This window comes from Leisingera sp. ANG-M1 (assembly GCF_000813745.1).
Taxonomy (GTDB): Bacteria; Pseudomonadota; Alphaproteobacteria; order Rhodobacterales; family Rhodobacteraceae; genus Leisingera.
Genome location: NZ_JWLC01000001.1, coordinates 12,381 through 24,948, shown reverse-complemented (window position 1 = coordinate 24,948; position 12,568 = coordinate 12,381). Strand labels below are relative to the sequence as shown.

At 57.9% G+C, this 12,568-nt stretch carries 11 protein-coding genes; 9 read left to right on the top strand and 2 right to left on the bottom strand.

The genetic code is table 11. The features are described 5' to 3' along the window. Positions 1-2,242: 2,242 nt before the first annotated feature. The 9 genes from RA19_RS00150 (at position 2,243) to RA19_RS00110 (ending at position 8,098) form a co-directional block, all read left to right on the top strand. On the top strand, positions 2,243-3,154 hold the full coding sequence (locus RA19_RS00150) for a hypothetical protein (protein ID WP_039158393.1): 912 nt from the start codon (positions 2,243-2,245) through the stop codon (positions 3,152-3,154). Further along, positions 3,144-3,629 (top strand): hypothetical protein, encoded by a 486-nt coding sequence (locus tag RA19_RS27315; RefSeq protein WP_052261579.1) that lies wholly within the window; start codon positions 3,144-3,146, stop codon positions 3,627-3,629. Before RA19_RS00150 ends, RA19_RS27315 begins: the two co-directional genes overlap by 11 nt. Before the next feature lie 12 nt (positions 3,630-3,641). Beyond that, positions 3,642-4,250, top strand: a complete 609-nt coding sequence (locus tag RA19_RS26830) for a hypothetical protein (protein ID WP_193748203.1) — start codon at positions 3,642-3,644, stop codon at positions 4,248-4,250. A gap of 14 nt (positions 4,251-4,264) precedes the next feature. Beyond that, positions 4,265-4,630, top strand: coding sequence for a hypothetical protein (locus RA19_RS00135; RefSeq protein ID WP_039158390.1), 366 nt, complete (start codon positions 4,265-4,267; stop codon positions 4,628-4,630). A 116-nt stretch (positions 4,631-4,746) separates the two neighbouring features. After that, positions 4,747-5,478 (top strand): NlpC/P60 family protein, encoded by a 732-nt coding sequence (locus tag RA19_RS00130; RefSeq protein WP_039158387.1) that lies wholly within the window; start codon positions 4,747-4,749, stop codon positions 5,476-5,478. A gap of 15 nt (positions 5,479-5,493) precedes the next feature. Continuing rightward, positions 5,494-5,841: a hypothetical protein gene (locus tag RA19_RS00125; protein WP_052261578.1), complete on the top strand. Its 348-nt coding sequence runs from the start codon at positions 5,494-5,496 to the stop codon at positions 5,839-5,841. Between the two features lie 64 nt (positions 5,842-5,905). Then, positions 5,906-6,169, top strand: a complete 264-nt coding sequence (locus RA19_RS27730) for a spike base protein, RCAP_Rcc01079 family (protein WP_039158384.1) — start codon at positions 5,906-5,908, stop codon at positions 6,167-6,169. After that, positions 6,169-7,080: a hypothetical protein gene (locus tag RA19_RS00115; protein WP_039158381.1), complete on the top strand. Its 912-nt coding sequence runs from the start codon at positions 6,169-6,171 to the stop codon at positions 7,078-7,080. Before RA19_RS27730 ends, RA19_RS00115 begins: the two co-directional genes overlap by 1 nt. A gap of 673 nt (positions 7,081-7,753) precedes the next feature. After that, a complete protein-coding gene (locus tag RA19_RS00110) occupies positions 7,754-8,098 on the top strand; it encodes a hypothetical protein (protein WP_152615639.1) in 345 nt (114 codons plus the stop codon). A gap of 285 nt (positions 8,099-8,383) precedes the next feature. Here the strand turns inward: RA19_RS00110 and RA19_RS00105 are convergent, their stop codons facing one another. Next, the gene (locus RA19_RS00105; protein ID WP_039158375.1) at positions 8,384-8,875 is read right to left on the bottom strand and encodes a hypothetical protein; all 492 of its coding nucleotides are present in this window, start codon (positions 8,873-8,875) and stop codon (positions 8,384-8,386) included. Positions 8,876-9,186: 311 nt separating this feature from the next. Then, positions 9,187-11,535, bottom strand: coding sequence for a calcium-binding protein (locus tag RA19_RS25580; protein ID WP_052261577.1), 2,349 nt, complete (start codon positions 11,533-11,535; stop codon positions 9,187-9,189). Positions 11,536-12,568: the final 1,033 nt, after the last annotated feature.

The following is a 12,568-nucleotide window of genomic DNA, read 5'->3' as shown; positions in this document are numbered from 1 at the left end:
TGGCCGTCAACGACATCATGGATCTGCTCGGCGCAACAGCCTTTCAGACCAGTGTTGCTGGCGGCCAGGTGGCAGCGGATCTGGTTGACGAGTTCGGCGGCGCAGAGCAGATGCAAGCGGCGGCCAATGCCTATTTCTCGGCCTTCTACGCCGAAGCGGAAAAGGCGGAAACACTGCAGCGCCGGGCCATGGAGCAGGTGGAAAGCCAGTTCAACGAGCTGGGCATTGTCATGCCCAAGAGCCGCGCCGAATTCCGGCGGGTGGTTGAGGGCCTCGATCTGACTAGTGAATCGGGCCGGGCGCTTTATGCCGACCTGCTCAACCTGTCCGCTGGCCTGGCGCAGGTTCTGCCGGATGTGCAGCAGTTCACCGCCGCGATGCAGTCCATGGTGAATGACATTGGTGGGGAGCTCGGCCTGCAGATTGATGCTGCGCGTGAGAGGGAGAGGCTCGCGGAGCAGTCGGCCAACCTGTGGTACCGGACGGCAAACACCTTGCGCGACTTCCTGTCCGACCTGCTGAACACCGATCTGACCTCGGCCAGCGCAAGCCAGGCCCTGCGGGTAAACCAGGGCCGGTTTGAGACGGCCTTTGACCTGGCACGCGGCGGGGACGTTGAAGCGGCCCGGGACATTCCGGCGCTGGCAAAGGCCTATCTGGAAAGCGCCCGGTCGAACGCTTCCACCTCGCTTGAGTACCGCAGGATTGCTGCGCAGGTGCAGGGGCAGGTGGGTTTCCTGGCCGGTATCGCCGACCTGGAGGGCGCCAATGATGATGTGTTGCGCGGCCTTTACGAGCAGCAGATCGATGTGCTGACAAACCTGGGCAAGTTCCTGCAGCTGGAGGGGCTGACCGGTGATCAGGTGGCCGAGCTCGGCGATGGCGTGCAGGCTCTCACAGAAAACTGGGACGGCACCGTGGAGGCGTTCCAAACCTCCCTGGGGGCGCTGGAAGATGCCATCAAGAATGCTGAGGCCTTCAGCTATGACGACCTGGTGGGCCGCCTCGATGTGGCCGTGTCTTTGGCGGATGATGCCCCGCGCTGGGTGCAACGGCTGGTCGATAGCGCGGACGCTGGTCTGCGGACCACGCTGGATTTTGTCATCCGCAATGATGAGCTGAGCCCGGCCGACAAGTGGATCGCCACCAATGCCGCCTCTGAACATGTGGCAACGCTGGATTTTGTGCTGCGAAATGACCTTGATAAGCGCACAAAGAAGCTGGCGCTTCAAACCTCCGCCGACTTGCAGCGTAATCTGAATCTGAACCTGATCAGGGATCTGGATGCAGATACCCGCTCCATGGTGCTGACGCGGAACGCAACCCTCACCCGCCGGGTGAACGTGGCTCTCAAAGGGGACAGCGGCAAGACCATCAACAAGCTGAACCGCATCCAAGATCTGATCGGGACCAATGGGTCCGGCAAGCTCACATTTGACGGCGGTATCTCCCTGACCACGGACCAGGCGTTCAAAGGCCTGTCGGACGGGGTGCAGGATCTGGTCAGCCCGATGAACCGTCTGCACGAAATGCTGGGCGAACTGCGGGATGCGGTTGATGCCGACCGCCAGCAGCGCGCTGATGCGATCACGGTTGCGAACGCTCAGGTCCGCGGCCAGGAGCTGGCCGGGGTGCTTGCCGGGCACCAGGGCGATGCTGCAGCGCTTCAGGATCAGCTTGAAGCGATCTACGCCCGCCACTCCATCAAGTACCTGGGCTCCGGGTTTACTCTTGATGACCTCGGGCGCATTGCCGGTCCGCAAGGCGGCATTGAGGCATCAGGCGCGGCAGGGTTCGGCCCGCTGATGGATGACCTCAGGAAGACCTTTGGCGTCAAAGGCGGCACGGTTCGGGAGCTGATCGGCCAGATCATTACCCCGCAAAACGCACTGATCGATAACGGTCTCACCAGCATTGATGATCTGCGGCAGCTAGTCATCGATCACGGCGGAATTCCTGCGTTCGCAAATGGTGGCACCCACCGCGGCGGCTTTGCCCGCGTGGGTGAAAACGACATTGAGCTGGTTGCACCCTCCCGGATCTACAACCCGGCTGACACCAAGGCGATGCTCGACAACCGGGAGGTTGTGAAGGAGCTGGCTGAACTCAGGAAAGAGGTGGCGGCCCTTCGGAAAGACAAGCAGCGCGCCGATTTCCAGAAGCTTCGGGAAGCCCAGGAGATCAAGCGGCTTGCGCAGAAGCAGGATGTTGTTGGCGTCAAAATCCAGGAGGAGCAGGCGTAATGCTGAGGGCAATTGTTCCGGTCACCGTGACGGAGGCCTTGCTGATCAGCACCAATGTGCCGGAAGATGATGGCCCGGAATGGGATGCGGGCACGCCCTACAATCTCGGGGATCGGGTCATCATTTCGGCTGAGCACAAGGTGTTTGAATCCGCCGTTGCCAGCAACTCCGGGGCGGACCCGCTGACGAGCCCGGCGAGCTGGCTTGAGGTCGGCGCAACTAACGGATGGCGGGCCTTTGACCGCCGCCTGTCGGCTCCGACCACCAAGGCGGGCCAGATCAAGTTCGTGGTGGAGCCGGCGTCTCTGGTCCGGGCTGTGGGGCTTGTTGGCGCAAAGGCGGCCTCGGCCACCGTCAAGGTGAGGAACCAGGAAGGCGATACCCTGGTAGAGCGTACCCAGATGCTCGCGGATTACGGCGAGATGATCGATGCGCTGACCATGGTGCTTGTCCCTCCGGACACCCGGGAATTCGCCATCTTCGAGGATATCATCTGCCAGCCGGGCAATCAGATCGAGATCCTGATCGGCGATGGCTCCGGCCAGGCTGAGGTTTCCGAGGTGGTGCTCGGCGATGTGCTCCAGATCGGGACCGCGCTCTATGATACCGAAGTCGGAACCGAGGATTTCAGCGACTTCAACGAGGACCAGTTCGGCAACGTTGACATTGTGGAACGGGGATACCGGGATATCACTGATTTTCCTGTGGCGGTTCAAACCTCCGATGCCGGCCGCATCAAGCGGCGGCTGAACTCCATCCGCGCCCAGTTTGCCCTCTACTATTTCACCACCGGCGGGAATGACTACGGCACCACCGTCTATGGCCGCTATGAAAGGCTTTCCACCGTCCTTTCCGGCCCTTCCACCTCCGATATGAACCTCAAAATTCTGGGAGCTACCTATGGGGCTTGATTTCCCTGTCACTCCGGCCGCGCCGGATCTGAACCAGCCGGACAGTTTCAATCAGCGGGTGCTTGATGCGTTCACATGGTGCTTCCTCACCATGCCGAACTACCTGCAAGGGCTGAGTGCTGCGGATTTCTTCTCCGTCCTCGGGACCGTTTCGCAGAGCGGCGGCAACCCTACCGGCGATTTACTCGAGCGGGGCAGCAACGCAAACGGCGAGTATGTCCGGCTTGCGGACGGCACGCAGATCTGCACGCATCGCCTGGCGGCCGGCACCGGCGGCGACACACGCTGGACGTTTCCCGCCAGCTTCGCCGCGGCACCGCAAGCCTTCGTCACACCGATTTCCGGGCTGGTGCGGATCGGGGTGGTTGCGCCGCCCGCCAGCACCACAAGCTACGTTGACTTCAACTGCCTTGATGGCAGCGGCGCCCGTCAATCCAACAACTGTGCGCTGCTGGCCGCAGGCCGCTGGTTCTAAAGGAGCCCCTCCATGTTCAAGATCAACTGGACCCCGGTTCGCCGGGACGCGGCGCTGGCCGTGGCCAAGCAGGGCAGTGCCCTGGTCATCAATGGCGAGGTGTTTGACTTCACAGCGCTACCGGACGGCGCCTCTCTGCCGCAGGCTGCGGTGGGCTGCGAATGGCTGGCGTCGGATGTGGAGAACGCCGGCGGAGCCGTTTGCCTGACGCTCTGCCTGCCGCACGGCTCTGATGCACCTGAAGAGACGCGGTTCCCGCAGCCGGTTGAGACGGCAGAGGACGGCCCGCTGGCAGGCTTTGAGGGCGAGGAAGTGGAAGCACCGCAGGAGGGCGCCATTGACTGGGCACAGGTTGTCACAGCTGAAGCCAATGCAGCGGCTGCGGCTGCTGTTCTGGCAGCTGAGCGCAAGGCGGAGTGCCGTGCCCGGATCTTCGCGGTGGTGGACCAAACGGCCCAAATGAACCTGGCTGCCGCTGCAGGCGCCGGCGTTCTGGATGATGCACAGATGGCCACTTACCGCGCCGGGCTTGCCTGGATCCACGCCATGCGTGCGGCCAAGACGGACGGAAACTGGCCGGACGTGCCGCCCGGCGTGGCTGAGCTGGCCGGGGAATTCTGAGGACAGGTGATCTCATGAAATTCGAAAGCTTCGGCTCCGCGCTGGCGGGGTTCTTTGGCGTGGCTGGCGGCTGGCTGGCTCAGTACGGAACCAACTGGGCGGTGGTGGTCGTGGCGTTCCTCGGCGTGACGCTGGCGCTGCTGGAGGGGGAAGAACTGCGCTTCCGGCCCGCGGTGGCGGTGGCGGTGTTTAACCTTCTGATCGGCGTTCTGGGCGGCCCCATGGTGGCCCATTGGCTAGAGGCTCGGTTCGAGGTTCAATACCCGGCGCTGACGCTGATCATCGCCTTCCTGGCCGCCTATGTGGCGCATGATGCGTTCAGCCGGTTCCGCGGCCCTGTCATCCTCCTGTTGAGGCGCTTGATGGGGGCGGGCTCATGAACCGCTTCTTCCGAACAAAGACTTGGCGCCGCTTTCGTGTGGCGCTCTCACTGCTGGTTTGGCTCGGCATCCTTGGGGCCGTTCTGGCGCAGCTCTAGCTTCCGAAAGGAAATCCCATGAAATTGCATAGCTATGACGTGCGCTGGCTGCAGCGCGCGCTGAAGACGCTCGGCCTTTACACCGGTGCGATCGATGGCATCGCCGGGCCGAAAACGCAGGCTGCGGTGATCGAATTCAAGCGAGGGCAGGGGCTTCGCGCCCGGTTCTATGTTGGTCCGATCACACTGGAGCGGCTGGCCGCCGCCGCGGAAGAGCTGGCACCGCGCCGGTTCGGCCCGGATACCGCGCCGGAACCACCCTGGCTGGTGGAAATTGGCAAGGTGATGGGCCTGCATGAAGACCGGGACAATGCTGCCCTGCGCGAATGGTTGGCCTCGGATGGCTCCACCCTGGGCGATCCGGCAGTTTATCCATGGTGCGGTGACGCCGCAATCACCGCTCTTGAGCTGGCGCTTCCGGGCGAGCCGCTGCCGGATGGCCTGGAGAGCAATCCGTACTGGGCGCGCAACTTCGCTCATTTCGGGATCGAATGCGGCAAGGTCTATGGCGCCGTGGCCAGCTTTACCCGTGGCAAGGGCGGACACGTCGGCTTCGCGGTTGGCTATGACCCGGTCCGCAACCGGTACCTGATCCGCGGCGGCAATCAGTCCGATTCCGTCCGAGATAGCTGGATAGCCGCAAGCCGCCTGCTGGCCCTGCGCTGGCCCAAGGCGTGGCCGGCTGCCTACCAGCGCCCGCTGCCGCTGCTTGATGCCAGTGGCGCAATTCTCTCCACCAATGAAGCCTGATGAAAGGAAAGAACCATGAACTGGAATGATCTTCTGCCGCTATTCATGCCGTACCTGCTGGAGGCAGTCGGCCTTGTCCTGGCAAGCCTTATCGGCGCAGCTGCCATGGCTGCGAAAAAGCGGTTCGGCATCGAGATCGAGGCCAAGCACCGCGAGGCCCTTCACAGCGCGCTTATGACCGGTTTGCAGGCCGCGCTCAGACACAAGGCGAGCGCCGGAAGAGAGGCGATAATCGAGGCGGCAATCAGCTATGCCGGCAACTCTGTGCCAGACGCCTTGAATGCGCTCAGGCCCGAGAACGCGGTTCTCAGGAACATCGCCAGGGCCAAGCTGGAGCAGATCTTGCCGGAGCCTCAATCCTAACCTGGAACGCCCCAGCGGGCGCCAAAGGTGCCCGCACCACACCTCCCATCAAAAGGATAGACCCATGCCCCCAGCAAATCCCCTTGCCGGGCGCGTCAGCGGCTTTGAGAGCCCGGCAAGACGCCAATTTACAATCACTCCCCAGGACGGTCAGGATTTGTCCACCCGGCCGCGGGTTCTGCGCGTGCTGACGGACGGGGATCTTTCGATCCGCGACGAGGCCGGCACCATCATCACTTACCCTGTCACCGCTGGCGAAACCTTCGGGTTCTCGGCTGTGGGCATCGAGGCAACCGGCACCACGGCAACCGTTGTGGGCTGGTTCTAATGCTGGGGGTCGGCCTTTCTGTGACGGGCGCGGCGATGCGCGGGCGCCGCCGTGCCTTCAGCCCGGCCGCATTGTTTGCTGGTGGTGGCATGGGTAGTTTGCTGGACCTTTCCACGCTGGCCGGTTTGTTTCGGGACATTCACGGCCAACAATTCGTTTCCGGAGCGGGTGACCCTGTGGCGCTGGTGCTGGACGGCAGCCAGGGCATTCGAGTTGCAGAAGGTGTTGTCCCCCTCAGCCAGCGCATCAGCGGCCTAGAAGCTGAGATGGTGGCTAACGGCGTTTTCGATACTTCGGCAAGCTGGACCATGAACAATGGTGCCAGTATCTCCGGTGGCGTCCTGAACCTGTCCGCCGCGAACGACGCGGGAAAACAGAACCTCGCAGGCTCACAGGGCAAGTTCTGCCTGGTCACCTTCGATACCGTGAAGGCTGGCGGAGCGAACCTGAGGATCTACCTCGGTGGTGCCATCGTCTGGGAGGCCAGTTCGCCAACAGGTTTCTATGAGCTAATCCTGCAGGCGGGCACTGTTTCCGATGAGCTGCAGTTCCGCTCTAACGGGTTCTTGGGCTCGGTGGACAACGTATCTGCACGCGTCATCCCGGGCCATCATGCCCTGCAGCCGGTGGATGACGATCACCGGCCCTTGCTAGCACAAGAAGCGGGCGGGGCTTGGTATCTGGTTGATGATCAGGTTGGGGGCTATCTGCAGGTGGAACTTCCGGATCTGGGTAGCGATGCCACCGAATGGTGGGCGGATGAAACCGGCGTCACCATCAACTCCGGCCAAACCATCAATACAGGTGCACGGCTGCTGCCAGGTAGTCCAAAGCTCTATGCGTATGGCGTTATCAATCGGGCGCTCACGGTGGCGGAAACGTCCAGCCTGACCGCCTTTTTGAATACCTAACGGCATTTGGCTTTGAAACTTTTGGTAAAAATTGCGCAAAATTCACTTCATTGTGAGGCGTTAGGTTAATGCGATGAAGTCATGTCGAACTAGATGCTTACATTTAGTGGTGTGGGCTAAAGGACACGCGAATTGTTGAGGTGGCTTCAACTACTAGATTAGTAGTTTCTTTACGACCGGCTCATAGCGTGAGAACAGTCATCGAACATCGAAATCAGTCTGCCGTGTAGTTTTAATAACGTCGGGGCGCGGCAGTTAGGGACTTGAAGAAGTGCGGAGAACTTATTTGGCCGGCTTCTGTCCCACTGTGGCCGCTATGCTCGATGGGGGTTTGCGCTGATCTTCAGGTAGAAACCCAAATGCTATCGTATCGCCCCCTTCAGAAAGTGCCAGGGGGTAAAGTGCTTGCGCGATGGAACTTGGGAGCCATGCGGCTGCAGTTTTCTTCGCGAGGCATGGAAACGCATTGTGTGCGGTGGTTGATTGTTTGCTGGTCTTTAGCTCCGACCCCAAGAAAAGACGCCGAGGAAAATCGAGCTCTATGATCTAGGAGGTCACCCCTCCATTCATCAAAAGCAGCGCAATTGATCCGGGCTTGCGACCGGCAGTGCTCTGCAACTGTAGGAGCTTAGTCATGTGTCCAATAATTCGTTACTACATCGGACCCAACTCTTTGGGGGTAACAACCAAGACGCCAGATCCAGATTTTGTGGACAAGTGGAAACAGGTCAAGGCACGCATTCCTTTTGAAGACCAGCCTGAGGATGAAGAGGACCCCTCTTTCGACGAACCTGCCGACGAGAAGCAAATAGAGGCCTTTTTCGAGAGCCTGGACAACGATATGTTCGCTGGAGTTATGAAATTTCTGACGGACGAGGGGTATGTCGTTGTTCAGCCGGAGGACGCTGAGGTCAGAAACTTCCTCGAAGAAAACGGGTGTAAAACTACTCCCCTCAAGGACTTGGAATGCGAAGTGGTCGACTTCCCAACAGCGGGCACATCTGCTGAAGACGACTAATTGACGCTAGCAGAAAATTGATACCTGAACTCGGTGATCGAGTCTTCTAAAGGCAGCGTCCCGCTAGGCGGCGCTGCTTCTTCGGCGAGACATACAGGAGCGGAGGTAGTGGGTCCTGAGTGGCTGGCTGAAGGACATCAGAGTTTTCGAAAACCGGCCCCCTTTGTTGATCAAGCGTGAAAATGTTGACGGGAGTGGCCTGCGGCTGTGAAGCATCAAGTCTGGAAGGCTGCAATTTGGTAGCCCTCTGCTATTATGCAAAAACTCGATGATTTGTGGAAGGCGCTAGTGGATGAATGTCTGTCTTGTAGCCCAGTCAACTCCTGGAAGCCCATTTTGACTACCTGTAAGGATCTGCCAAAATCCATGAGCTTGCTCGGAAATTTCGGGCGCGTATTCTATAAACCCTAATGCGGTTAAGACGTCATTCGTAGAGATGACTTCTTCAAACTCCGTCTCGTTCGGGGCATGGTTCTCTCTTAAAATGCCGGATTTGTCGAGTGCATCCACTGATGCAATTGATAAAAGCTGCCTAGAGTAGGGCGGCTCTTTTTGCGGGGGAACTGCAAAATACAAATGGGCGGCCAAAATGTCCAAATCAGAATGAAATAGCAAAAGCTGCGGTTCCAAGTAGCCCGCTGTAAAGTTGCATCCTGCAATGTTCCTCGCGACAAGATCGTGCAAGACAGAGCTGGAAACCTTCAAGAGGCATTGGACTTCTTGAAAGCTGTATGACCTTCCACCGGGGCTGAACCTTGGGTGCACTGAATAGCCCATTGCATTCTCCTGAAGGTATTTTCTGCGGGAGTATGGATCTGATGGTGCAGAAAGGCTGGTTAACAAAGTGTCAACGGAATGGAAGGGTGACTGTATGAACCAACTACCCCTTGTGTCTCGTCAAAAGTAGCCGCGAAATATAGGTTGGGTGTGTGAGTTTTATCAAGATTTAATGGCCATGAGGTGAGTTTGAACGTGAACAAAACAAGGGGATCTTAGAACCCCTTGTCCATAGTATCGAGCGCCTCGTCCTTTGAGGCTTGTACAGCTCCGAAGGTCCGTAATGATGGCAGACCCTCGGAGTTGTGGCCCTAGATCAAAAGAGTGCCGTTTTGGAGCACCTCGACCAACTGGGCTTCGGTCACATCGTCTATGATTAGGTGGTCACCTTCATATTCGATAGAGACCGTTACTTTCCCGCCCGATGTAGATTCCGAGAAGATCAAGTCGCTAGCCTGATCAACCTGCCACTTCCGGAGATCCAGAAGGTCAATGCCCACTTCAAAATCAAGAATTCGGTCAGTCTCCTGATCCTTCACGAAGACAAAGTGATCGGCACCGACACCGCCTTTCAGCACGTCCTGACCACCGCCATCTTGGATGTAGTCGGACCCCTCGCCTCCATAAATAGTGTCGTCGCCATAGCCGCCTTTAACGGTGTCGTTAGAATCCCCACCATAGATGCGGTCGTTGCCATTCCCGCCGAAGACTTTATCCCGGCCGTCGCCTCCATAGAGCCTGTCCCGGCCGGAACCACCCCAGATAGTGTCGTTCCACGTCCCGCCGAAAACGGTGTCATTGGAACTCCCGCCATAGATCTCATCGCGCCCTGAATCGCCGAAGATCTTATCGCGGCCACTCGATCCAGAAAGTGTATCGTGCCAGGCGCCCCCCTTGATTGTGTCGTTGCCACTGTCTCCGGAAATTTCGTCTCGACCGTAGCCCCCGAGCAGCCGATCGTTGCCGGTTCCGCCTTCAAGGTAATCATGGCCTTGCCCGCCGTAGAGCGTATCATTGCCCCCGTCGCCGTAAAGCCTGTCACTTTCCGAGTGACCTTGAAAGAGGTCATCTCCATTGAGACCGTGGATCACGTCCTTGTTTCCGCTTCCGTCGACGGTGTCATTGCCGTCTCCGATTTTTGTGAACTCAATGAAAGCCAAGCTCCAAGGATCAAGATCAAGCATGATGGTGCCATCATCCATGGTTTTGCTTTCCTCATGACTCACAACTGGAGAGGCCCTATGGTCTGCGCCGCCTTTCCCACCGTCGGACAAAGTTGTGGTTTTGACGAAATAGAGATCGTCACCGACAAACTGCGATAAATTGAGCCCTGTGTCGCTTTGCGAGAAACCGCTTCTCTCGGAAGCGATGAAAACGAAATTCTCATCGTCCGTGAACCCGTGGATGTCCACTTTCCCTTCATACGACCAGTCGAGAATGGGTTTCGTGCCGACAAGATGCTCACGCATCAGAGAATATGTCTCGCCGGCAATGGTCAATTCCTCCATCTTTAAGTCAGACAGAGTGATAACTTGCGTCCTGTCGAATGTCAGAGGCCAAATTTGAGAAGTATCTATTCCATGGGTGACCTGTTCGTAGAACATTTCAACCATCATTGCCGCGTGCTCCAGCCCGCGGGCATTTTCACCGTAGACGTTCGCGTTCCATTCGGTGACGTGAAAGTCTAGGGCGGGCAGGTCTGAGGACCTATCCAGATAGCTCTCAAAACGATTGTACTGGCTGAACATAAAGGCGTTCGCATCATCAACGGCCGACAATCCCTCTCTGACGTAATGGTGGTGCACGATTCCGGAGACCAGATCAGCTGAACCTGGAACGTCGTTTATCTGGGACACAAGATCGCGCACCTGATGGTAGGCCGGACCTTGGCCAGGGATCTCCACCTTAATCCAGTTGCTGGGGGGAACCCCGTTGAACTCGTTCTCGATCTGCCCTTGAGAGTGAATTGGGAAAAGCTCCTCGTCCGGGTCAATGTACGCAACTGTGTCTTGGTTTGGGGAGAAAACCACAGATGCTGCAGAGGTTCCTTGAACGATCAGGTCTGGAGTACTCAAACCGGCATCCTCAAAGAAGCTGTTGATGTGAGGAAGAAGTTTGGCGACCAAGAGCCCATACTCGATGGCGGTCATCTCCCCTGAGCCCCAAAACTCGTTGCCTAGTTCAATCGCGGAGAGGCGCACACCATGACTTTGAGCTTCCCGAACAGCGTCACTCAGGTAGGAATTCAAGTCCCTAAGATAGTCGGCGCTGATTTCACTTCTGGAGCCGTAATCCCCTGAAATCATAGCCTCTTTTGCCCCTTGGGAAAAAGCAGTTCTCGTAGGTACGACTATCGAGACCGACACGCCGAGGTTGCCAGCTTGTTCGAACATCTTGTCCATTGGCAACAAGGTTTGCTCTGGGTTGAAATGAGACCGCTCTGCATTGGGGTTGGTCATGTCGAAGTAATACTCGGTCGCGGCACCACCAGGAAAACGGAGGTTTGTGACGCCAAGTTCCCCGACGAGATCAGGTAGGCCCGAGGATGGGTCCCCGAACTCTTCGTCATAGATTGTGACCATGTTGACGCCAAAATGGTCTTCAGTAACCGTTTCAGGTACGCTAGCACCTGTTTGATCGTAGACTTTGAAGATTGCCATGATAACTACCCACCGAAAATGTTCATGATATGTTCTGTTTTTGATCCTGGGGGTATTCTGTTAAAAAAGTATACCGCATAAGGAGAGTTTGCGGTGGTAAATGTGGATTGAATTGTGGGGGTATTAAGTGAGTATTTTAACTGTCTTATCGTCGTTTTTTAGTTGTGGGTGGAAAACCTTAGACCGGCTTGGGAACGTTTCTTTGGTTCGCTGTCTTTTGCGTTTTAAAGTTGGAGTTGCCGACGTTTTAGGGAGTGCTTGAATTCCAGCGTTGAATGGAATGGGACAGCCAGAAAGTGTGCGATTGTGTTTGAAGGGGGGGGTGACGGCCAGGTGAGTATTCGCAAACAGCCGCCTGAGCTAAACCCCGGATCTTAACTTGCCGGATTTATCCTGACCCTATGATACGAACAGCTCTCTCTATTCGATCTCTCTTTGCACTGGTTGGGCTGGCGTTACACAGTTGTGTGCCAGCTGAACAGGTCGACGCCGACCTTTACGGCGCCGTCAGCCACGTAAGGGACGGTGATACAATCGAGGTGAGCGGCGTTCCTGTGCGCCTACAGGGGCTCACCTGCGATGAGCGCGGGACTGAGTTAGGGGAGAGCGCCAAACGCGCCGTCTCTGCCCTTGTGCGCGGAAAAGCTGTCGCCTGCGATTTGACAGGGGAGAAGACCTATGACCGGGAGGTCGGCCGCTGCCGGCTGCCGGATGGGCGCGATATTGGCGCAGTGCTGATTGAGCAACGGCAATGCGGACGGTGCGCACGATATGACCAGGCCGGCGCCTATTCAGAAGTTCAGCAGGCTTCTGGGCCATTCAAGGGGCGCATGCCGGGCTACTGCAAAACTTAGCTTTCCTCCGGCCGTCCCTTTGTTCTACGTATGTTCTCATGATGAGAGAATGGCCTTTCACGATCCCCGAAGACCTCCGGCAGGCGATTGAAGCCGCCAATCAAGACGCCTGGGCTGCGCCGTTTCGCGCCTGGGCCAAAAGCCATGGACTGCGCCTCAAGCTTGGGTGGTGGCAGGGA

Excerpts from the sequence above, each read along its gene's own strand:
- RA19_RS00125 (WP_052261578.1), top strand. The coding sequence starts at position 5,494 with ATGAACTGGAATGATCTTCTGCCGCTATTCATGCCGTACCTGCTGGAG.
- RA19_RS00150 (WP_039158393.1), top strand. The coding sequence starts at position 2,243 with ATGCTGAGGGCAATTGTTCCGGTCACCGTGACGGAGGCCTTGCTGATC.
- RA19_RS00115 (WP_039158381.1), top strand. The coding sequence starts at position 6,169 with ATGCTGGGGGTCGGCCTTTCTGTGACGGGCGCGGCGATGCGCGGGCGC.
- RA19_RS27315 (WP_052261579.1), top strand. The coding sequence starts at position 3,144 with ATGGGGCTTGATTTCCCTGTCACTCCGGCCGCGCCGGATCTGAACCAG.
- RA19_RS00135 (WP_039158390.1), top strand. The coding sequence starts at position 4,265 with ATGAAATTCGAAAGCTTCGGCTCCGCGCTGGCGGGGTTCTTTGGCGTG.
- RA19_RS00105 (WP_039158375.1), bottom strand. The coding sequence starts at position 8,875 with ATGGGCTATTCAGTGCACCCAAGGTTCAGCCCCGGTGGAAGGTCATAC.
- RA19_RS26830 (WP_193748203.1), top strand. The coding sequence starts at position 3,642 with ATGTTCAAGATCAACTGGACCCCGGTTCGCCGGGACGCGGCGCTGGCC.
- RA19_RS25580 (WP_052261577.1), bottom strand. The coding sequence starts at position 11,535 with ATGGCAATCTTCAAAGTCTACGATCAAACAGGTGCTAGCGTACCTGAA.
- RA19_RS00130 (WP_039158387.1), top strand. The coding sequence starts at position 4,747 with ATGAAATTGCATAGCTATGACGTGCGCTGGCTGCAGCGCGCGCTGAAG.
- RA19_RS27730 (WP_039158384.1), top strand. The coding sequence starts at position 5,906 with ATGCCCCCAGCAAATCCCCTTGCCGGGCGCGTCAGCGGCTTTGAGAGC.